The organism is Actinomycetospora callitridis (genome assembly GCF_028737265.1).
GTDB lineage: Bacteria > Actinomycetota > Actinomycetes > Mycobacteriales > Pseudonocardiaceae > Actinomycetospora > Actinomycetospora callitridis.
In genome coordinates, this window is sequence record NZ_JAQZAK010000002.1 from 302,104 (window position 1) to 322,612 (window position 20,509).

General features: G+C 75.5%; 17 protein-coding genes. 3 read left to right on the forward strand and 14 right to left on the reverse strand.

The window, feature by feature from the left end:
* Positions 1 to 5: 5 nt before the first annotated feature.
* From PH191_RS07435 to mfd, 7 genes are all read right to left on the reverse strand, one after another.
* The gene (locus PH191_RS07435; protein WP_274193981.1) at positions 6 to 929 is read right to left on the reverse strand and encodes a lytic transglycosylase domain-containing protein; all 924 of its coding nucleotides are present in this window, start codon (positions 927 to 929) and stop codon (positions 6 to 8) included.
* Positions 930 to 979: 50 nt separating this feature from the next.
* The gene (efeB, locus tag PH191_RS07440; RefSeq protein WP_274193982.1) at positions 980 to 2,224 is read right to left on the reverse strand and encodes an iron uptake transporter deferrochelatase/peroxidase subunit; all 1,245 of its coding nucleotides are present in this window, start codon (positions 2,222 to 2,224) and stop codon (positions 980 to 982) included.
* 87 nt (positions 2,225 to 2,311) lie between these two features.
* Positions 2,312 to 3,451, reverse strand: a complete 1,140-nt coding sequence (gene efeO / locus PH191_RS07445; RefSeq protein WP_274193983.1) for an iron uptake system protein EfeO — start codon at positions 3,449 to 3,451, stop codon at positions 2,312 to 2,314.
* 66 nt (positions 3,452 to 3,517) lie between these two features.
* Positions 3,518 to 4,375, reverse strand: a complete 858-nt coding sequence (gene efeU, locus PH191_RS07450; RefSeq protein WP_274193984.1) for an iron uptake transporter permease EfeU — start codon at positions 4,373 to 4,375, stop codon at positions 3,518 to 3,520.
* A 147-nt stretch (positions 4,376 to 4,522) separates the two neighbouring features.
* On the reverse strand, positions 4,523 to 5,434 hold the full coding sequence (locus PH191_RS07455) for a nucleoside triphosphate pyrophosphohydrolase (protein ID WP_274193985.1): 912 nt from the start codon (positions 5,432 to 5,434) through the stop codon (positions 4,523 to 4,525).
* Complete coding sequence (locus PH191_RS07460) at positions 5,431 to 6,444, reverse strand: SurA N-terminal domain-containing protein (protein WP_274193986.1); 1,014 nt, start codon at positions 6,442 to 6,444, stop codon at positions 5,431 to 5,433. Before PH191_RS07460 ends, PH191_RS07455 begins: the two co-directional genes overlap by 4 nt.
* 308 nt (positions 6,445 to 6,752) lie before the next feature.
* Positions 6,753 to 10,514, reverse strand: a complete 3,762-nt coding sequence (gene mfd, locus PH191_RS07465; RefSeq protein ID WP_420791766.1) for a transcription-repair coupling factor — start codon at positions 10,512 to 10,514, stop codon at positions 6,753 to 6,755.
* Positions 10,515 to 10,933: 419 nt separating this feature from the next.
* Here mfd and PH191_RS07470 point away from each other — a divergent pair, with 419 nt between their 5' ends.
* Both PH191_RS07470 and PH191_RS07475 read left to right on the forward strand, forming a co-directional pair.
* Entirely contained in the window at positions 10,934 to 12,196 is a 1,263-nt protein-coding gene (locus PH191_RS07470; protein WP_274193987.1) for a PQQ-dependent sugar dehydrogenase, read from the forward strand.
* 170 nt (positions 12,197 to 12,366) lie between these two features.
* A complete protein-coding gene (locus tag PH191_RS07475) occupies positions 12,367 to 13,452 on the forward strand; it encodes an endonuclease/exonuclease/phosphatase family protein (protein WP_274193988.1) in 1,086 nt (361 codons plus the stop codon).
* Between the two features lie 16 nt (positions 13,453 to 13,468).
* On the opposite strand, the gene PH191_RS07480 is transcribed toward PH191_RS07475, so the two are convergent.
* Positions 13,469 to 13,987 carry a hypothetical protein gene (locus PH191_RS07480; protein ID WP_274193989.1) on the reverse strand — a complete coding sequence of 173 codons (519 nt, stop codon included), beginning with the start codon at positions 13,985 to 13,987 and terminating at the stop codon, positions 13,469 to 13,471.
* Positions 13,988 to 14,321: 334 nt separating this feature from the next.
* Complete coding sequence (locus tag PH191_RS07485) at positions 14,322 to 15,305, reverse strand: RDD family protein (protein ID WP_274193990.1); 984 nt, start codon at positions 15,303 to 15,305, stop codon at positions 14,322 to 14,324.
* A 370-nt stretch (positions 15,306 to 15,675) separates the two neighbouring features.
* On the opposite strand from PH191_RS07485, the gene PH191_RS07490 reads away from it, so the two are divergent.
* Positions 15,676 to 16,197 (forward strand): hypothetical protein, encoded by a 522-nt coding sequence (locus PH191_RS07490; RefSeq protein ID WP_274193991.1) that lies wholly within the window; start codon positions 15,676 to 15,678, stop codon positions 16,195 to 16,197.
* 22 nt (positions 16,198 to 16,219) lie between these two features.
* Here the strand turns inward: PH191_RS07490 and PH191_RS07495 are convergent, their stop codons facing one another.
* The 5 genes from PH191_RS07495 to atpF all read right to left on the reverse strand — a co-directional run bounded on the left by PH191_RS07495 (position 16,220) and on the right by atpF (position 20,488).
* Positions 16,220 to 17,557, reverse strand: coding sequence for an arsenate reductase/protein-tyrosine-phosphatase family protein (locus tag PH191_RS07495; RefSeq protein WP_274193992.1), 1,338 nt, complete (start codon positions 17,555 to 17,557; stop codon positions 16,220 to 16,222).
* 44 nt (positions 17,558 to 17,601) lie between these two features.
* On the reverse strand, positions 17,602 to 18,519 hold the full coding sequence (locus PH191_RS07500; RefSeq protein WP_274193993.1) for a 2-dehydropantoate 2-reductase: 918 nt from the start codon (positions 18,517 to 18,519) through the stop codon (positions 17,602 to 17,604).
* A 33-nt stretch (positions 18,520 to 18,552) separates the two neighbouring features.
* Positions 18,553 to 19,140 (reverse strand): RAD23 family protein, encoded by a 588-nt coding sequence (locus PH191_RS07505; RefSeq protein ID WP_274193994.1) that lies wholly within the window; start codon positions 19,138 to 19,140, stop codon positions 18,553 to 18,555.
* 234 nt (positions 19,141 to 19,374) lie between these two features.
* Positions 19,375 to 19,797 carry a hypothetical protein gene (locus PH191_RS07510; RefSeq protein WP_274193995.1) on the reverse strand — a complete coding sequence of 141 codons (423 nt, stop codon included), beginning with the start codon at positions 19,795 to 19,797 and terminating at the stop codon, positions 19,375 to 19,377.
* Positions 19,798 to 19,984: 187 nt separating this feature from the next.
* Positions 19,985 to 20,488, reverse strand: a complete 504-nt coding sequence (gene atpF, locus PH191_RS07515) for a F0F1 ATP synthase subunit B (protein WP_274193996.1) — start codon at positions 20,486 to 20,488, stop codon at positions 19,985 to 19,987.
* Positions 20,489 to 20,509: the final 21 nt, after the last annotated feature.

The following is a 20,509-nucleotide window of genomic DNA, read 5'->3' on the forward strand; positions in this document are numbered from 1 at the left end:
GACCCCTAGGCCTGGCTGGCCGACGCGTACGAGTCGGCGGCGGCGTAGACGCGGCGGCCGTACTCGTCGGAGTTGTTGTACGACAGCACCGCGGCGCGCCAGCCGGGACCGGTGGCGAGGTCACGGCCACCCGCGCAGAGGTAGCGCCCCGCGGCGAGGGCGGCGTCGAAGATGTTGTTCGGGTCGGCCACGCCGTCGCCGTTGCCGTCGGAGCGCCACTTCGCCCACGTCGACGGGATGAACTGCAGCGGGCCGACGGCACGGTCGAGCGCGGTGTCGCCGTCGAGGACGCCGCCGTCGGTGTCGCCGATGGTCCGGTTGCCGCCGGTGCCGTCGAGGGGGACGCCGATGACGCGCGGGGTGACGTCGCCGTTCTCGGCGATCGAGGCGCCCCGGTAGCGACCGTGGTTGGACTCGATGCGCGCGAGGCCCGCGACCGTGACCCACGAGAGGTTGCAGTCCGGCTGCTCCTGCTTCACCGCGAGGTCGGCCTGGCCGTACGCCTGCAGGGCGCGGGCGGGGACGTCGACGCGGCTCGCGATGTCGGTCGCCCAGCCGGACACGGTGCGCGCACCGCCCGCGGGCGCCTGCGACGGCGCGCCGCCCGGCACGAGTGACGTCGGCGGCGCGAGCGCGTCGGGCTGCGCGACGGTGCCGAGCTGCACGGGGGCCGGCGCGACCTCGAGGGCCGGGATCTCCTCGGCGCCCGCGTCCTGGCGCCCGAACTGGTGGCGCTGGCTCACGACGACCACCGTCGCGACGACGGCCAGCAGCAGCACCACGACGAGCCCGAGACGGCCGACGAGCGCGAGCCTGCGCCGCGGCGGCGGCGGGGTCCCGCCCTCATCCACACCACTGCGCACCGTCGACCGGCGGGGCCCCGGGGCACGATCGCGGGACCCCGGCGAGGGGTCGGTGGGTGCGCTCATCGCCGTGGAGATTACGGGGCGGTAGGTGACGGGTTCCCCCGACCCGGTCGTCACCCCTCGAGCAGCGACTGCCCCCAGTAGGCGCCCTCGCGCAGCCCCGGCGGGACCGCGAACACCGCCGACCCGGTGTGCCGGATGTACTCCATCATCTTGTCGTTGCGGGCCAGCTGGCTCTGCATCGGCACGAACTGGCGCCGGGGGTCCTGCATGAACGCGAGGAAGAACAGGCCCGCGTTCAGGTGGCCCAGCCCGTCGCTGCCGTCGACGAAGTTGTAGCCGCGGCGCAGCATGCGGGCGCCGCCGTTGTTCTGCGCCGAGGCGAGGCGGATGTGCGCGTCCTCGAGGATCGGGGAGCCGGGGCCCAGGTTCGGGATGTCGAACTCGCGGGCCTGGCCGATGGGGGCGCCCTCGCCCTTGGTGCGGCCGGTGAGCGACTCCTGCTCGGTCAGCGAGGTGCGGTCCCAGGTCTCGACGTACATCCGGATGCGGCGCGCCACGAGGTACGTGCCGCCCGTCAGCCACGCGGGGCCCTGCGCGGGCGGCACCCAGACCTGCTCGTCGAGCGCGGCGGTGTCCTCGGCCTTGAGGTTGTTGGTGCCGTCCTTGAAGCCGAAGAGGTTGCGGTGGGTCTGCTGGGTGGTGGACGTCGACGACGTCCGACCGAAGCCCAGCTGCGACCAGCGCACCGACGTCGTGCCGAAGCCGGTGCGCACGAGGTTGCGCACCGCGTGCACCGCGACCTGCGGGTCGTTGGCGCACGCCTGCAGGCACAGGTCGCCGCCCGAGAGCGCCGGGTCGAGGGTGTCGAGCTGGAACGGCGGCAGGTCGGCGAGCTCCGGCGGGCGCGGGATGCCGAGCTTGTCCAGCAGGCTCCCGCCGATCCCGAAGGTGATCGTCAGCGCGGACGCCGGCAGGCCGAGCGCCTCGCCGGTGTCGCTCGGCGGGGCGTCCGGGTTCCGGTTCACCGCGCCGCCGGGGGCCGCCTCGGCGCCGGCGGTCATGCGCTCCGCGGCCGTCGTCCAGCGCCGCAGCAGGCTGATGACCGCCGCGCGGTCGACGGTGGTCAGGTCGAGCGCGACGAAGTGCAACCGGTCCTGCGCGGGCGTGATGATCCCCGCCTGGTGCACGCCGCGGAACGGCACGACGCCGCCGGAGGGGTCGGGCGGCGGGTCGGTGTCCGCGGCGGAGTAGCCCGCCACGGCGCCGACCCCGGCCAGGGCCGCCCCGGCGCCGGTCCATCCCAGGAGCCGGCGCCGGGACATGCCCGGCCGGGGTTCGTCGGTGTTGCTCGTCATCCGGTACGGCCCGTCATGCCGCCATGGTCAGCTCGCGGCGGTCGTGCCGCCACGTCACGGACCTCACTGCGGACGTCACTGCGGACGTCACTGGCCGGACACGACCGCGGCGACCTGGCTGACGGGCTCGCCGAGCGCGTCGACCGCCTGGGTCATGCGCTGCTTGTCCTGCTCGGTGAGCTGGGTGTAGAGCACGTAGCCGTCGCCGGCGCGGTACTGCTCGAGGAGCCGGTCGACGTCGGCGAAGCGGGCGTCGAGCACCGGGCCCAGCGCCGGGTCGCGCTGGTCGAGCGCCGGGCGCAGCGCGGCGACCGCGGCCTGCGAGCCGTCCACGTTGGCGCGGAAGTCCCACAGGTCGGTGTGCGAGTAGCGGTCCTCCTCGCCGGTGATCTTGCCGGTGGCGACCTCGTCGAGGAGCTCCTTGGCGCCGTTCGCCAGCTGGACGGGGGTCAGCTGGACGGTCGCGGCGCGGGTCTGCAGCTCGCGCATGTCGGCCATGAGCGTGTCGCCGATCGCCGCCGAGTCCGGCTGCAGCCCCGTGACCCACAGGTCCTTCTCGAGGCGGTGGTACCCGGTGAACGCGACGCCCGGGTCGCGCTCGTCGTCCTCCCGACCGTCGACGCGCGGGTCGATGTCGCCGAACGACTCCGCCACCGGCTCGATGCGCTCCCAGTAGGTGCGCGAGACCGGGAAGAGCGCCTGGGCCGCGGGCACGTCGCCCCGCTTGACCGCGTCGACGAACTCCTGGGTCTTCGCGATCCCCGCCTCGATCTGCGAGTTGGTGTAGCGCTGGTAGCCGGCGACCGCGGCGGCGAGCACGGCGTCCTGGCTGGTCGAACCCGGCACGCTGCCGGTGACGTTGAACGGCGCGCGGATGCCGTCGCCGACCATCCCCGGCTTGCAGGCGGTCGTGTACTGGCCGCCCTGGGGCACCTCGACGAGCAGCTGGCGGGAGAGGCCGGGGCCGATGTTCTCGACCTCGCCGACGATCCGGTCGCCCGTGCCGTAGACGTAGAACTCCGTGACCTTCGTGCCGGTGTTCTGGATCGAGAACGCGACGTTGCCGGCGGGCGCCTCGCTCGCGGAGACGTCGCAGGTGGTGTCCGACGCCCGGACCTGGATCGGCCCTCCCTCGCCACCACCCTGGGGCGCGGTGCTCGTGCACGCGGACAGCGCGATCATCGCCAGTGCCGCACCGGTGACGGCGGCGAGGGGCCTGCGGGACATCGTTCTCCTCGGTGAGAGCGCGCGTCAGGGCGCGCGGGGTCGTGCGGTCGGGGGTCGTACCGGGGGTCAGGCGGGCGAGTCGGCCGATTTCTCCGCCGGGGCCTCCGGCGCGGAGCCGGGGACGGGCTTGCGGGCGGGGCGCAGGAACAGCGTCAGCACGATCGCGACGTAGAGCACCCACACCACGGCCTCGGCCACGGTGGTCTGCGGCGAGAAGTTGAAGATGCCCTTGAGCAGCACGCCGTACCAGGAGTCGGCCGGGATCGCGGCGCTCACGTCGAAGGCGAGGGTGTTGAGGCCGGGGATGATCCCGGCCTCCTGCAGGTCGTGGACGCCGTAGGCGAGGATGCCCGCCGCGACGAAGATCAGCAGGACGCCGGTGACCGTGAAGAACTTGCCCAGGTTCAGCGTGATGGCGCCGCGATAGATCAGGTAGGCGAGCGCGATCGCGATCGCGATGCCGATGAGGAACCCGATCAGCGGCCCGGTGGTCTCCCCCGCCGCCTGGGCCGCGGCGAAGAAGAACACCGCGGTCTCGAGGCCCTCGCGCCCCACGGCGAGCGCGGCCATGAGGACGACGGCGAGCGAGCCCATGGCGATCGCCTTCTCCAGGCCGCCCTGCAGCTCGGCCGCGATCGTCCGCCCGACGCGGCGCATCCAGAAGATCATCCAGGTGACGAAGCCGACGGCGACGATCGACAGCGTGCCGCCGAGCGTCTCCTGGGCCTCGAACGTCAGCGCCTGCTGCGACAGCGTCAGGCCGAGCGTGACGGCGACGCTGATCAGCACCGCGATCCCGACCCCGAGCCACACCTTCGGCAGCTCCCGGCGGCGATCCGTGCGCACCAGGAACGCCACGAGGATGCTGACCACGAGAGACGCCTCCAGGCCCTCGCGCAGCCCGATCAGGGCGTTCCCCAGCATGGCGTCCTCTCAGCTCACCCTTACCTACGGTGAGGTGAGGCTAGCCTCGCTGAGCGACGCGAGGGAAGACGTCCGAAACAGCGATCACACCACGTGACCGTATTGTCCGAATTCCGACGCCGAGCTGACGGAGCGCCGACGCAGGGCTCAGGCCGGCCAGTGCCGGGCCCAGGCCTCCGCGTCGAGGGCGGCGGGGTCCTCCCCCGCCGCGCGCGCCGCGTCCTCGGCGGCCCGCACCCGGCGGGCCAGCTCGTCCGCGGCGGCACGCAGCACCCCCTCGGGGTCCGCGGGACCGGCGGCGGTGCCGGCGGCGATGTCCGCGTAGAGCGGATCGTCCGACGCCGCGGCCAGCAGGTCGTCGGGTACACCCGCCCGGCGGGCCCGCGAGAGGTACTTCGCGACGAGCGCGGCCGCGGGCTGGGCCCGCGCGACGCCCTCCAGCGCGGAGGCCCGGCGCTTCTCGACCGCCTTGAGCTCCTCCCAGCGCACCTGCTGCTCCGCCGCCCCCGTGATCACCTCGCCGTCGCCGAAGACGTGCGGGTGCCGCCCGACGAGTTTGGCGACGAGCTCCTGCGCCACCTCGTCGATCCCGAACGGGGCGCTCGGTTCCTCCTGGGCGATCCGCGCGTGGAAGAGGACCTGGAGCAGGACGTCGCCCAGTTCCTCCCGCACGGCCTCGCGGTCGTCGTCGGCGACGGCGTCGTAGAGCTCGTAGGTCTCCTCGACGAGGTAGCGCAGGAGCGACTCCGGCGTCTGCGCCGCGTCCCAGGGGCAGCCGCCGGGCGAGCGCAGGCGGTCCATGACGCGCACGGCCTCGAGGAGCTCGGCGCCGGGCTGGTCCCCGATCCCCGGCACGAGCTCGACCACCGCGCCCTCGGCCCGGGGGCTGTCCGCCCCGACCGCGCCGAGGTCGCGGGCGAACGCCTCCGCGACCTCGGCGGGCAGGTCGGGGTGCAGGCGCACCTGGTCGGCCGCGGCGACCGTGCGCACCGCGGAGGCGGGCAGGACCGCGCCGAGCCGTGGGTCGACGGCGACGGTCGTGGTGGTGCCGGTACTCACGGGGCCGGGCTGCGCACCGGGGTGATGACGCCCGCGGCCGCCGGGTCCTCGACCACGTCGAGCTGCGTCGGGTCCCAGGTGCCGTAGCGGGGGCTCACCGTCACCCCTTCCTCGAGCGCCAGCGGCTGGAGCATGCGCAGGCCGAACCCGAACATCGTGTCCTCGTCGACCGCGGCCGCCGGGGTGACGCCCGCTCCGGGCGGCGGGGCGTCGAGGGTGCGCTCGCGCACGTGGATGACCGTCCACGGGCCCTGCGCCGGGTCCTGCTGCTGGCCGGTCTGCGAGCTCGACGAGCCGCTCGGCGCGATCGCGACCGTGCCCGCCGGCAGCCCGAAGAGCACCGACGACGCCGAGGACCGGAGCTCGGCGCCCTGGTTCTGGCCCGGACGCAGCGCGAGCCCGCTCGCCCCCGCCCCGCCGGGTGCGCCGGCGAAGAGACGGTCGGCGCGCGTCGGGTCGGCGGCGACCTGCGCGGCCAGCGCCTCCGCCGACGCCCGGTCCGGCGTGGCGGCGTAGTCGATGGTGACCGCCAGGCGGTCGAAGACCCGGCGGCCGATCTCGGCGGCGGCGACCTGGTCGCCGACGAGCTCGCGGATCGTCGCGGGGTCGAAGCCGCTGCCCTGCGCCGCGGCCTCCGCCCCGCCGACCCGGGCGAGCTCGGCGTCCACCCGCTGCGGCGGCACGACGATCCCGTCGCGACGCGACTGCTCGGCGATCAGCTCGTGCAGCACCCGGACCGTCACCAGCCGGCGCGACTCCTGGGCCAGCAGCTGCGGCGGGATCGGCGCGCCGGGCGCGATGCCCTGCTGCGCCCCCTGCTGGTCGACCGCGATCCGCAGGTCCGGCACCGCGGTGCGCAGCCGGCCCTGGATGTCGTCGATCGTGATCACCTGGTCACCGACGATGGCCGCGGCCTGCACCTGGGACGGCCCCGTCCCGCACCCGGCCAGCACGACGAGACCGAGGAGGACCGACGTGACGATCGGCAGCAGGCGACGCACGGTGGTCACCTTCTCACCCGCCCGGACGCGTCCCCCCGGCCGCCCCGTCCTTCCCGGGAGCCGGGCGCCCCCGGCGCGAGCTCGCCGGTTCGATGTCTCGAGCCCGTCACCAGTGCTGGCTCGGCGGTGGCGACCCACGGTCCGCCGCAGGATGGTCCCGGCGCCCGTCGAGGGGCACGTTGCGCATGATCGACCGGTCCGCACGCCTGCCGTACGTGCCCCTCGCACCAGCACCGGCGGCACGGCCGAGAGATCGAACCGGCGAGGTCCCACCGAGCGTCCCCCCGGCCGCCCCGCGCGCACCGGCACGGGGGCACTCAGGTCGCCGCGGGAACCGCGGCCGCCGCCGGCGCGGGGAAGAGCTGGGTGAACAGCTGCTCGCACCAGGCCAGCAGCGCCAGGTCGCGCAAGGGCGCGGCGCCCATCTTCACCGGGCCCCGCCCGTCCTGGCCCTCCACGGGCCGGGGCAGCGAGAGGGTGCGCGACGCCGCCTTGTACTGGGCCCGCGGGTAGAGGCGCTTCAGGCGCATCTGCGCGGAGTCGGGCAGGTCGACCGGCGCGAGCCGGATCTGGTTGCCCTGGCCCGCGACCTCGGTGATCCCGTGGCGCCGGCAGACCTGACGGAACGCGGCGACGGCCAGCAGGTTGGTCACCGGCACCGGGGGCTCGCCGTAGCGGTCGACGAGCTCCTCGCGCACCGCGTCGAGGGCCGCGCCGTCGCCCGCCTCGGCGATCTTGCGGTAGACGTCGAGGCGCAGGCGCTCGGTGTCGACGTAGTCGTGCGGCACGTGGGCGTCGATCGGGAGGTCGACGCGCACCTCGGCCAGCGGCTCGTCGCCGTCGCCGGCGGCATCGGTGTGCGCCTTGAACGCGTCGACGGCCTCGCCGACCAGGCGCACGTAGAGGTCGAACCCGACGCCCGCGATGTGCCCGGACTGCTCGGCGCCGAGGATGTTGCCCGCCCCGCGGATCTCGAGGTCCTTCATCGCGACCGCGGTGCCCGCGCCCAGCTCGGAGTGCTGGGCGATGGTGGCGAGGCGGTCGTGCGCGGTCTCGGTGAGCGGCTGGTCGGCGGGGTAGAGGAAGTAGGCGTACCCCCGCTCGCGCCCGCGACCGACACGACCGCGGAGCTGGTGGAGCTGCGAGAGCCCGAGGGTGTCCGCGCGCTCGACGACCAGGGTGTTGGCGTTGGAGATGTCCAGGCCGTTCTCGACGATCGTCGTGCAGACCAGGACGTCGTGCTCGCGCTCCCAGAACTCGTTGACGGTGCGCTCGAGGCGCTCCTCCGGCATCTGGCCGTGCGCGGTGACGATGCGCGCCTCGGGGACGAGCTGGCGCAGCTTGGCCGCGGCGTCGTCGATCGACTGCACGCGGTTGTGGATGTAGAAGACCTGCCCGTCGCGCAGCAGCTCGCGCCGGATCGCGGCGGCGATCTGCTTGGGCTCCTGGGCGCCGACGTAGGTCAGCGTCGGGTGCCGCTCCTCGGGCGGGGTGAGGATCGTCGACATCTCGCGGATGCCGGCGAGGCTCATCTCCAGGGTGCGCGGGATGGGCGTCGCCGACATCGACAGCATGTCGACGTGGGCGCGCAGCCCGGTGATGTGCTCCTTGTGCTCGACGCCGAAGCGCTGCTCCTCGTCGATGATCACCAGCCCGAGATCCTTCCAGGACACCCCGGTCTGCAGGAGCCGGTGGGTGCCGACGACGACGTCGACGCTGCCGTCGGCGAGGCCCCGGAGGATCCCGTCGACCTCCTTGGCCGGTGTGAACCGCGAGAGCCCCTTCACCGTGATCGGGAAGTTGCGCATCCGGTCGGTGAACGTCTGCAGGTGCTGCTGGGCGAGCAGCGTCGTCGGCACGAGCACCGCGACCTGCTTGCCGTCCTGCACCGCCTTGAACGCCGCGCGCACACCGATCTCGGTCTTGCCGTAGCCGACGTCGCCGGAGATGACGCGGTCCATCGGGACCGCCTTCTCCATGTCGGCCTTGACCTCGTCGATCGCCGAGGCCTGGTCGGGCGTCTCGGTGAACGGGAACGCGTCCTCCATCTCCCGCTGCCACGGGGTGTCGACCGCGAACGCGTGCCCGGGCGCGGACTGGCGCGCCGCATAGAGCTGGACCAGCGACGCGGCGATGTCGCGGACCGCCTTGCGGGCCTTCGACTTCGTCTTCGACCAGTCGGAGCCGCCGAGCTTGTTCAGCGTCGGCAGCTCGCCGCCGACGTAGCGGCTGACCTGGTCGAGCTGGTCGGTGGGGACGAACAGCCGGTCCGACGCCTGCCCGCGCTTCGAGCTCGCGTACTCCAGCACCAGGTACTCGCGCGTGGTGCGCGCCGGGCCGGTGCCGGTGGTGCGCTGGGTCATCTCGACGAACTTGCCGATGCCGTGCTGGGCGTGGACGACGTAGTCGCCCGTCTGGAGCGTGAGGGGGTCGACGGCGTTGCGCCGCTTCACCGGCGCCCGCTTCACGACGCCGTCGCCGCTCGAGCGGCTGCCCGTCAGGTCGGACTCGGTGACGATCACCAGCGACGTCCCGCCGGCCGTGACGCCGTCGGCCAGCGACCCGCGCGCGATCGTGACCACGCCGGGCTGCGGCGCACCGAGCAGGCCCTCGTCCGCGAGGACCACCGGCACCTCGTGCTCGCGCAGCTGCTCGGCCGCGCGCTGCGCCGTGCCGGCGGCGGGCACGACGACGACGCCGATCCCGCCGGCCGCGGCGAGCCCCCGCAGGTCGGCGGCGGCGCGGGCGATGTCGCCGCGGTAGGCCTCGACGGCGGTGAACCCGGGCCGCAGCACGCGCGCGCCCTCACGGGTGTGGGAGTCGTCCTCGACGTCGGGGTCGGTCGCGAGGCTCGACAGCGTCCACCACGGCCGCCCCGCCTTGGCGGCGACGGCGCGCACGTCGCCGAGGTCGCGGTAGGCCGAGGCACCGAGGTCGATGGGGGCGCGGCCGTCGGCGCCGTCCGCGGCCGCGAGCCACGACGCCTCGAGGAACTCCTGGCCGGTGCGCACGAGGTCGGCGGCGCGGGTGATCACGCGCTCGGGGTGGCAGACCAGCACGTGGCCGCCGCTGGGCAGCAGCTCGGGCAGCAGGGCGAGCTCGGGCGTCTCGCCCTCCCCCGAGAGCAGCGCGGGGATCAGCGACTCCATGCCCTCGGACGGGATGCCCTCCGCCACGCGGCTGAGCAGCTCGGCGAGGGCCTTGTCCTTGGTGTGCTCGGCGGCGAGCTCGGCGGCGCGGGCGCGCACGGCGTCGGTGAGCAGCAGCTCGCGGCACGGCGGGGCGACGACCTCGGCCGGGCGCGCGTCGGGCCCCTCACCCGGCAGCGAGCGCTGGTCGGCCACGGAGAAGCAGCGCAGCTCGGAGACCTCGTCGCCCCAGAACTCCACGCGCACCGGCGCCGCGGCCGTGGGCGGGAAGAGGTCGACGATGCCGCCGCGCACCGCGAACTCGCCGCGCTTCTCCACCATCTCGACGCGCGCGTAGGCGAGGTCGACGAGGCGGGCGGTGAGCGCCTCGAGCTCGTACTCGGTGCCCTCGGCCAGGCGCACCGGCTCGAGGTCGCCGAGCCCGGGCACGACGGGCTGGATGAGGCTGCGGGTGGCCGTCACGACGACGCGCAGCGGGACGTCCGGGGTGTCCGGCGCCTCCGGGTGGGCCAGGCGCCGCATCACGGCGACGCGGCGGCCGACGGTGTCGGCGCGCGGGGAGAGCCGCTCGTGGGGCAGCGTCTCCCAGCTCGGCAGGAGGGCGACCTCGTCGGGGGAGAGCAGCTCGCCCACCGCGGTGGTCAGCTCCTCGGCCTCGCGCTCGGTGGCGGTGACCACGAGGACCGGGGCACCGGCCCCGCCGACCGCAGCGCCCTCGCCCGGCGCGGCGGCGAGCGCCGCGGCGAGGAAGGGCCGCAGCCCCGTCGGGCCCTCGACGGCGACGTCCCGTCCGGCGGCCGCGACGACGTCCTGCAGCCCGGGGTCGGCGAGCGCCGCGGGCAGCAGGGCGGCGAGGGGCGCAGCGGGTCCGTCGAGAGGACCCGGGGAGGTGACGGCAGGCGAGACGGCAGGAGACGCGGCGGGCGACAAGCTTCAGGGACCCTTCGACGGACCGTCGGGCGCGAGCGCAGGAGCGGGCGCGCCGGGGAGGACTCCAGGGTACGTGCGAGCCCCGACGGCCGGGCAGGATGGCCTGTGACGGACACCGCGGGCGGCGGGGGCGGGTCTCCGGCCGGTTCGGGTCGGAGTCGCCGGCTCCCCGCGGCCGACGACTCCTCGACGGACCCGACCTCCGTGCGTGCCCCCCGGATCGCACGGGCGGTACGGCGCCGCGCAAAAAGTACCGTGCGGTCCGTTCGTCTTCAGGCATGCCGTCGTTCGACGGGACGACGAGCAGCGCCACCCGTTCGCCGACCCCGTGCCGCCGACCGGCCCAGATTCACCACCGACGGGCTCACCCGATCGGGCCCCGACGGGGATCGGACGCGTCACGCGGCATCATCGTGCGCGTGACCTCCAGCCGATCACGCCCGGCGCGGGCCCTGCTCACCCTCACGGCGCTGCTGGCCCTGGGCCTCGCCGCGTGCAGCGAGGGTCCGGACCGGACGAGCGCCGCACCGGCGTCCGGCGGCGGTGCCGGAGCCGCCGCGCCGCCGTCGACACCGGCCGGGCCGACAGGCACGGCGCTGCGTGTCGAGACCGTGGCCGGCGACTTCGCGAACCCCTGGGACCTCGCCTTCGTCGGCGGCGACCGGATGCTGGTGACCCAGCGGGACGGGTCGCTCTCGCTCGTCACGGGCCTCGGCCCCGGGGCCCGCGTCACGCCCGTCGCCGCCGACCTCTCCTCGGTCTACGCGCGCGGGGAGGGCGGCCTGATGGGGATCGCCGCGGCGCCGGACGTCGCCACCTCCGGGTCGTTCGTGACCTGCCAGACCCACCAGGACGGCGGCCGTCCGGTCGACGTGCGCGTCGTGTCCTGGCGCCTCTCGCCCGACGGGACGCGGGCCGACCGCGTGCAGGACCCGCTGGTCGGCGGCCTGCCGGTGAACCCGTCGGGACGCCACTCGGGCTGCCGGCCCACCTTCGCCCCCGACGGCATGCTGCTCGTCGGCACCGGCGACACCGCGCGCGCCACGATCCCGCAGGACCGCGGGTCGCTCGGCGGCAAGGTGCTGCGCATCGACCCCGCCACCGGCGGCCCCGCGCCGGGCAACCCGTTCGCCGCCTCCGGCAGCGCCGCGGAGCGCCTCGTCTCCGGCTACGGGCACCGCAACGTGCAGGCCGTCGCCATCCAGCCCGGCACCGGGCGTGGCTGGAGCGCCGAGCACGGCCCCGACATCGACGACGAGGTGAACGTCGTCATCCCCGGCTCGAACTACGGCTGGGACCCGGCCCAGGGCGGCGAGAGCCCCGGCGGCTACGACGAGTCGGTGCCGATGACCGACCTCGACCGCTACCCGGACGCCGTCCCCGCCGCGTGGAGCTCGGGCGACCCCACCGAGGCGATCAGCGGCGCGGCGTTCCTCGACGGGCCCGCCTGGGGGGACATGGCGGGCATGCTCGCCGTGTCCGCGCAGAAGGGCGAGAAGCTCTACTTCATGCGCCCGGGCACCGGTGCCGACGAGAACCGCATCGTCGAGGTCACCGTGCCGCCGGAGCTCGACGGCGAGTTCGGGCGCCTGCGCGGGGCACGTCTCGGGCCGGACGGCGCGCTGTACCTGACCAGCGACAACGGCTCCGACGACGTCATCCTGCGCGTGACCCGCGCGTGACCGGTCGGAACGACCCCGGGCGGCCCGCGCCCGGGGGCCGACCGGCCGGTCCGGGGTACGGCGGAGGCTGGGCACCGCCGCCCGGTCCCGGCCGGCCGCCGGGTCCGCACCGTCCCCACGGCCCGCCCCCCGGCCGGGGTCCGGGCCCGACGCCGCCGCCGACGCGGCAGATGTCCGCGCCCGCCGCACCTCCCGCGCCGCCCCGACCCCCGGCCACGCCCCGGGAGCCGGCACCCGACCGGGCCCGCGTCCGTGCCCGACGCACGCCGCGTCTCCCCCGCGCCGGGGCCGGCGCGATCGCCGCGGCCGTCGTGCTGGGGGTGCCCGCGGCCGTCGTGACCTTCTCCGACCTGCTCGGGATCGACGATCGCACCCCGTTCGTCCAGACGATCGCCTTCCGGCCGCAGCTCGCCGCCGGGCTCACCGTGTTCGCCCTGCTCGTGGGGCTCATGGCCCGGCGAGCGTGGCCGGTGGCCGCCGCCCTCGGCCTGATCGGCGTGCTGGGGCTCGCGATGGTCCTGCCGCGCGCGATCGGTTCGTCGGAAACCGGCGCCACCGGCGGCCCGGAGCTGACCGTCCTCACCGCCAGCGCCTACCTCAGCCGCGCCGACCCGGACGCGCTCGCCGCGCTCATCACCTCGCGGACCCCCGACGTCGTCGTCCTGCCCGAAGCCCGCGGCGTCCTGCGCGACCGCCTCCAGCAGGCCCTCGTCGACACCTCCGGCGGCGAGGAGGGCACCAGCGGCTACCGCGTCTTCGCCGCCGACGCCCGCCGCGACGACAGCCCGATGACCGTGTTCGTGCGCCGCGAGCTCGGCCGTCCGACGGCGACGCCGAACCGCGACACCGAGTTCCCCTCGCTCATCCTCGACTTCGACGACGTCGACGGGCAGGCGGTGCGCGTCGTCGCGACCCACCCCCAGTCGCCGAAGCCCGGCGACACCAACGCCTGGAAGCGCGACGTCGAGGCGCTGTCCCGGTGGTGCACCGGCGACCGGCCGACGGTCGTCGCCGGGGACCTCAACGCCACGCTCGACCACGCCGAGCTCCGTGACGCCATCGAGGGCTGCACCGACGCGGCGAGCGACGTCGGCGAGGGCCTGACGGGCACGTGGCCCTCGGCGGCCCCGCGGCTCCTCGGGGTCCAGATCGACCACGTGCTGACGTCCGGCGGGCCGGCGGCGCGCGAGGTCGAGATCGTGGACGTCGAGGGCAGCGACCACCGCGGCGTGCTCGCGCGTGTCGGTCTCGGCTGAGGTCTCCCGCCGACCACTAGTTCCGGCGGGCGCCGCCCTCCGGCACGCGCCCGGGACGGACACCGCCGGCGAGCGGGCGGCGCACGACCGGGTCCACCCGCCGCTGCGCGGGCATGCCCGCGACGTGCTCGTCCTCGAGCCCGCGCCGCCAGGCCTCGTCGAGCGCGGTGCGGGCGCCCTCGCGGACGACGTCGAGCATGTCGCGCATCGACGCTCCGAGAGCCGACGGCACCAGCGGCGAGCCGGCCAGCTTCGCCAGCGGCTCCAGCCGCGCGACCGCGTCGCGCAGCATCGACGAGGCGGCCACCGGGCCGTCCGGGGGCTGGGCGACGATGCGGTCGCCGAGCGACGCCTGCCACTGCCGCACCCGCTCGGCGAAGGCCGTGGAGAGCCGCTCCAGCAGGCGCGCCTCGACGTAGGAGCCGAAGCCGCCGCGCACCGGACCGAGACCCTCGGTCGACGGGTCCTCGCCGCGGCGGAACGCCTCGAGCCAGCTGACCCAGGCGGCGTATCCACCGCGTGCCGGGGCGCTCATCGTCGCCACCCACCGGGTCGGGAATGTGTCGAGCTCACGTCGGACTGCCTCCGTCACGTACGGTCACGCCGACCCGGGCCGGCGCGGCGTCGGACGCACTGTTTTGCGTCCGACTGTGGCCCGGAAGTCGCTCTGCGGACCGAGTCCGTTTCGCCTGGCGGCACGAATGGTCCAGGTTCGCCCGGCCGGAGCAGTGGCGGCCCCGGCAGCAGCCGTGACGGCTCCGTCCCGTGCCCGATCGGGCGGAACGCTCCCCCGTGTCGCTACTGGACGCATGCCCGGCCCGGGTGTATCAGGCCGGTCGTCCGTGGTCGATCTGTGCCGGACCCGTGCCTCAGGCCCGGACGACCAGCGTCTTCGCCACCATGTCGCCGACGCGCTGGTGGCGGGCCGAGGTCGACATGACGATCAGGCCGAGGATCCCCGCGAACAGCCCGTCCACGATGAGCAGCAGCCACCGGATCACGCACTGCCCGAGTGCCGGCACGCCGCCGTCCTCCTCGCGGACGATGCGCAGGTTCAGCCATCCCATCGCCGGGGTCTGGCCCTGGTGGGTGGACGGCCAGTACGCGTGCACGACGAACGCGGACGCCAGGCCGACGACGAAGACGAAGACGTAGCCGATGCCGATGATCGTGAGCGCCGCGTCCGGGTCGGCCGACGCCCCGGCGATCCCGGCCACGATGAACAGCAGGACGAACGTCGGCACGGCGGAGAGCAGCCCGTCGAGGATGTACTGCCCGACACGGGAGCCGATGACGTCGGTGGGGTCGGCGCCGGGCACCCCGCCGTACCCCGGCTGCTGCCCGTAGCCGGGCTGGCCGTAGCCGGGCTGCTGCCCGTAGCCGGGCTGGCCGTACTGGGGCTGGCCGTAGCCGGGCTGCTGGCCGTAGCCGGGCTGCTGGCCGTAGCCGGCGTCGGGCTGCGCGAACGGCTGGCCGTACTGCTGCTGGCCGTAGCCCGACTGCTGGCCGTACTGCTGCTGCCCGTACTGCTGCTGGCCGTAGCCCGGCTGCTGGCCGTAGCCCGGCTGCTGGCCGTACTGCTGCTGGTCGTACTGCGGCTGGCCCCCGTAGCCGGGCTGAGCGCCGTAGCCGGGCTGGCCGCCGTACCCCGGCTGCTGCCCGTACTGCGGCTGGCCGTAGCCGGGCTGACCCTGCTGACCACCCTGCTGGCCACCCGGCTGACCACCCTGCTGCCCCGGGTCCTGCGATCCCGGAGCGGCCGCCGAGGGGTCAGCGAAGCCGGACTGCTGGCTGTATCCCCCCGGAGTCGCCCCGAAACCTGACTGCTGCTGGTACTCGTCGGGGTTGCTCACGCTCTGTTCTCCCGAAGTCGTCGTGACGGGCGATCCGTACCCCGATGGCTGCTGACCGTGATGTCCGGGCGACCTTCAATCCGTGTTCGGACGGTCTTCCGGGTCCCGCTCACCGCTCGCCCACCGGGCCACTGCGCCCATGGGGCGGCAGCATGCCAGCGAGTGGTCACCCAGGGCAGCGCTGGTGGGGCCGTCAGGGCGGTGTGTCACCCGCACAGACCGAAGGGTGCGCTCACGGTACGCGCCCGAGCCCGCATCACCCCATTGCCCGCCACGCCTCGCCCGGCCGGAGCATGACACCCGAGGGGGCTCGCGCGTTGGGTGTAGGTCAGGTCACGACAACGCAACATCCCGGGAGGAGGTCACGACGATGACCATCCCACCCCGACCGCCCGTATCGGCCCGGTCGAGCGCGCTCGCCGACGTGCCCGCCCCGCGGCAGGCGCCCGTGGGGCACTCCGCGGACGCGCGCGGACCCGTCGAGGGCACCGTGCTCGCCGGCCTCGCGTGGATCGTCCGCGAGGTCACCCACGTCCCCGGCGTGCTGCGGCTGCGCCACGGCCGCCTGAGCTTCGAGTCGACGCGCGGCGTGCTCTTCGACGCCACGGCCTCCGACCTGGGCCTCGAGCTCGGCCGCTCGCCCCGCGTCGGCATGCACGTCACCGTCGGCTCCGAGCGCCTCCGCGTGTGCGTCGTGCGGCCCCCGGGCTGCGTCGACCCGTGCCGCGACCTCGTCGAGCGTGCCGTCGACCCGTCCGACGACGACGCGGCGGTGACGTCCGGCGGCCATGACTCCTGGACCTCCTGGCGTCCCCTGCTCGCCCCGCCGCCCCCGGCCGTGACGCGGCCGCGGGCCCGGGTGCGCCGCGCGTTCACCTTCGCCCCGTCCTGAGCGGGGGAGTTCGGCGCCGGCCCTACCGTCCGGCGCGGGTGCTCGAGTGTGCCGGCGCCGGGGCGTCGTCAGCGCTCTCGGTGCCCTCGCCGACCTGCCCGCCGACGTCCTCGACGTCCTCGTCGTCGTCGGCCCAGCCGTGCCGTCGCCGTCGACCGGCCGGTGCGCCGTCGCCGTCGCCGTCCCGGGGTGACCACTCCTGGGTCGACGGACCCTGGGGCAACGCGCCCTCGGCCGACCGATCCTGCGCCGACCGATCCTGCGCCGACCGATCCTGCGCCGACAGTTCCTGCGCCGACGGGACCTGAGATGACGAGCCCTGGGGCGACCGACCCTCCGACGGTCGGCCGTCCCGGTGGTGACCGCCGCCCGCGGTGCCGTTCCCGGGCGGCCCGGCCGGGACCGGATCGGGCGGGAGCGGGTCGACCGGCCCGGGGGGACGCGGTACCCGCGCGCCCGGCGGCAGCAGCGACGGCATGCCGGGGGGCTGACCGGGAGGCCGGCCCACCGGAGCGCCGTTCGGCGGAGGCCCCCCGGGTGGCGCGCCACCAGGGCCCTGGCCTGTCGGGACGGGACCGGCCGGGACGGGACCGGCCGGCATCCCCGGCGGAGGACCGAACGGACCGCCGGGCAGCGGCGGCGGACCGGGCCGGCGGGGCGCCATGCCGGGGTGCGGGCCCGGGTGCTGTCCGGGGTGCTGACCGGGCGGCGGCCCGGGACGGCGGCGGACCGGCCACGGGACGCCGGCGCCGATGGCGTCGACCAGCGGTCGCACCGCCTCGTGCAGGAGGCGCGCCGACTCGGCGTGCTCGGCCGCCGCGCCCTGGATCGGGTCCGGGATCGCGTCGTCCTCGGAGTCGACCGGCGCGCCCTGGCCGCGCTCCGCGAGCGCCGCGGCGACGAGGGCGTGGGCGCGCTCGCGGGGGTCGACGGGCAGGGCGGCGCGGTCGGCCGGGTCGATGCGGCCGAGCAGGCGGGCGAACTCGCGCACGGTGAACGTGCTGCGCAGCGCGCGCGGCTCCAGCTCGAGCACGGCCGAGCGGTGCGAGCGGCTGACGGTGAGGACGAGGTCGGCGAGCTCGACGTCCCGGGCCGGCAGCTGGCGGGCGCGGAAGGCGGCGACGTCGGGGTGCGTGGCCAGGGGCCCGAGCTGGGCGCGGGAGAGCGGGTGCATCTCGGAGCCGACGACGGCCCCGGTGCCACCGCTGGCGACGTCGAACCACGACGCCCATCGCGGGCCGAGCCGCATCTCGAGCAGCGCGCGGGTGTGGAAGCGCGCGAACGGCGACCGGCAGATGTTCCCGGTGCAGACGAACAGGAGCCGGAAACGCCGCGGTGCCCCGTCACCCCGACCGTCCATAGTCCGATCGTCGCAGTCCGTGGCCGTCCGCGCGAGCCGTCAGATCACGTGACGTCCCTGTCGCGCGTGTCGTGTGTCGCCTCGTTTCCGGTGCGCACGCCCCTGAGGAGGGCCAGGACGGCGGCGTTGAGGGGCGTCGGCACCCCCGTCCTGAGGCCGGTCGCGACCACCGCCCCGGTGAGGTACTCGTGCTCGAGCGGGCGTCCCGCGAGGCGGTCGTAGAGCATCGAGGTGCCCAGTCCCGGCGGCATCCCGTCGTAGTGGGTGACGAGGGCGTCGATGTCGGCGTCGGTGAGCGCGGCGCCGACCGAGCGGCCGACCGCCATCACCTCGCGGGCGAGCCCGACCACGAGGTCCCGGGTGGCCGGCTCGGCCAGCACCTCGTTGCGCCGGCCCGTGAGCGCCGTGACCGGGTTGGCGACGGCGTTGCTCAGGAGCTTGCGCCACGCGACGGTCGTGAAGTCGTCCGTGGGCGCGATCTCGAGGTCGGAGCCCTCGTAGAGCGCCGCGAGACCGTCGGCCGCCTCGCCGGCGGGCACGGTCAGCCGCCCGTAGTCGTGGTGCACCACCCGCCCGGGGGCGACGGTCTCCGCGCCGAGCACGACGGACGCCGGGAGCACGGTGGCGCCGGGGTGGACGAGGCCGTCGACGCGACGGGCCTGGTCGATGCCGTTCTGCGCCACCACGACGACGGTGCCCGGACCCGTGAGCGCCGCGAGCCATCCCGCGGCCGACGCGGTGTCCTGCGCCTTGGTGGCGAGCAGCACCCAGTCGGTGGGCCCGACCGCGGCGGGGTCGACGACGACGGTCGCCGGCACCGTGCGCTCGACGCCGTCGCGGGCGACCGTGAGGACGTCGAACGGGGTGCGCACGCAGACCGTCACGTCGTGGCCCCGCTCGGCCGTCAGCGCCGCCAGCGCACCGCCGATGCCCCCTGCTCCGACCACCGCGACCCGCGCCACGGGCCGATCATGCCCGGCGCGACCGACGCCCCGTCAGCGACGGCGGGTGAACGACTCCAGGTCCAGCACCATCTTCGCGACGCGCAGCGAGGTGACGACACCGTCGACCTCCACCGCGGGGCCGCCCCGGTCCTCGCGGTCGAGGCGCTCGAGCAGCGCCTCCGCCGCGGTGACGTGCGCATCGGCGAGCTCGGAGGCCCCGGCGAGCGCCTCGTCGTCGACCCGCAGCTCGGCGGACCAGCCCTCGTCGGGGATCCCGGCCGCGGCGAGCTCGACGGCGCGCACCAGCGTGCGTCGTTCCGGGGCCCGGGTGTCGTCCTCGAGGGTCGCCAGCTCGGTGAGCAGCTTCTCCACCGCCTTGACCAGGTCAGCCGACGGCGCGCCGGCGCCGCGCCCGAAGACCGGCGGCGGGACGACGCCCTCGGGGCTGCGGGGCGCCGGGATCGACGGGCGCTCGGGCTCGAGGCGCGCGCGGGCCTCGCGCAGGCGGGCGGTCAGGCGTCCCCCGGAGGAGTCGACGGGCACGGCCGTCGGTCCCGCGAGGGGCCCGGCGGCGGGCCGGGCCTCGGGGGCCGGGCCGTCGTCGGCGGGGGACGCGGGGGTCGCGGCGTCGGTCGACAACTGCGCTCCTTCAGGGGCGTGGACATGTCACCGCCGGGCGCCCGTGGGCGTCGATCGGTGACACAGGGGTCACCCGGTGGATCGTCCCCGCCAGGGTGACTCGTTGCGGACCGGCGACGGAACAGCCCGTTCGGGGGATCTCCTTCACCCTATAGGCCCCCGACCAGCACGAACGGACGCCGATAGGGGCCATCGACTAGTCCGTCCGGACGCCGATGACTCAGCGCGAGTGGATCATCCCCATCGGCGTGCGGGGCCGCGCGGCCCCGACGGGACGCCGCGGTCGGTGCGCGCCATGAGCGCGCGGCGGGTCTCCAGCGCGGCACCCGCGCTCCCGCGGCGGTTGACGAACAGGACGCCGGCGACGGCCAGGCCGTTGAGCGAGCCGAGGCCGAGCATCGCGACCTCGAGCACCTGCTCGTCGTCGAACATCCCGCCCGGGTCCGGGGCGTCGAGCTGCCCGCCGTAGGGCGCCGGCACGGCGGGGACGGGGTCGGCGGCGGACGCGGGCGCCGTACCCAGCAGGAGACCCCCGGCGAGGAAGGCCGGCGCGAGGACGCCCAGGGTCAGGAGCAGTGCGGCGCCCCGGAGACCGCCGAGCCGAGTGCCGGGACACGCCCCCTCGGCACGACCGTCACGACCTGCTCGCTCGCCCATGTGCCGCCCCGTCCGCCCGGTGTGCCCTCGGGCGGACATCGGGGCGGTACGGCCGGGTCGTTACCGACACGACGCCACTACGTGTGCGACACGCCACAATCGTGACCGGGCCGTGACCCAGAACGTGCGACGCGTCCTGTTCGTCCGGTTTTCCCAGCTCAGCGAGCCGCGAGCGCCGGACGCGCGCTCAGACCCGCTCGCCGAGGTAGTCGTCGACGGTCTGGCGGTGCTCGTCGTCGCCGACCTCGCGGCCGAGCAGGCTGCCCGCGAGGCGACGCGAGAGGCGCGCGACGTCGGGCTGGAGGTCCGAGCTCACCGACGAGCGCTGGGTGGCCAGCTCCTCGCGGCCCTGCGCGACCAGGCGGGCGGCCTCGTCACGGGCGGTCGCGAGCACCTCGTCGTTGCGCCGCTGGGCCTCCTCGCGCGCGGCGTCGCGGATGCGGGTGGCCTCCTCGCGGGCCTCGCCGATGCGGGTGCGGTACTCGGACTGCACGCGGCGGGCCTCGGCGCGGGCCTGCTCGGCGCGCTCGAAGCCACCCTCGATGCGGTCGTGCCGCTCGGCGTAGACCTTCTCGAGGCGGGGCAGCAGCACCTTGCTCATGACGACGTACAGCGCGCCGAACGCGATCAGCCCGATCACGATCTCGTGCCAGATCGGGGTGAGCACGAAGTAGCCGCTCGCCATGGTCATCGTCGGCTGCACCGCCTGTCG

What these genes read in the sequence shown, in the direction of transcription:
- PH191_RS07475 (WP_274193988.1), top strand. Translation starts at nt 12,367, where the DNA reads ATGTCCGCGCCCGCCGCACCTCCCGCGCCGCCCCGACCCCCGGCCACG.
- PH191_RS07510 (WP_274193995.1), bottom strand. Translation starts at nt 19,797, where the DNA reads ATGGGCGAGCGAGCAGGTCGTGACGGTCGTGCCGAGGGGGCGTGTCCC.
- PH191_RS07495 (WP_274193992.1), bottom strand. Translation starts at nt 17,557, where the DNA reads ATGGACGGTCGGGGTGACGGGGCACCGCGGCGTTTCCGGCTCCTGTTC.
- efeB (WP_274193982.1), bottom strand. Translation starts at nt 2,224, where the DNA reads ATGACGAGCAACACCGACGAACCCCGGCCGGGCATGTCCCGGCGCCGG.
- efeO (WP_274193983.1), bottom strand. Translation starts at nt 3,451, where the DNA reads ATGTCCCGCAGGCCCCTCGCCGCCGTCACCGGTGCGGCACTGGCGATG.
- PH191_RS07435 (WP_274193981.1), bottom strand. Translation starts at nt 929, where the DNA reads ATGAGCGCACCCACCGACCCCTCGCCGGGGTCCCGCGATCGTGCCCCG.
- atpF (WP_274193996.1), bottom strand. Translation starts at nt 20,488, where the DNA reads ATGACCATGGCGAGCGGCTACTTCGTGCTCACCCCGATCTGGCACGAG.
- efeU (WP_274193984.1), bottom strand. Translation starts at nt 4,375, where the DNA reads ATGCTGGGGAACGCCCTGATCGGGCTGCGCGAGGGCCTGGAGGCGTCT.
- PH191_RS07480 (WP_274193989.1), bottom strand. Translation starts at nt 13,987, where the DNA reads ATGAGCGCCCCGGCACGCGGTGGATACGCCGCCTGGGTCAGCTGGCTC.
- PH191_RS07490 (WP_274193991.1), top strand. Translation starts at nt 15,676, where the DNA reads ATGACCATCCCACCCCGACCGCCCGTATCGGCCCGGTCGAGCGCGCTC.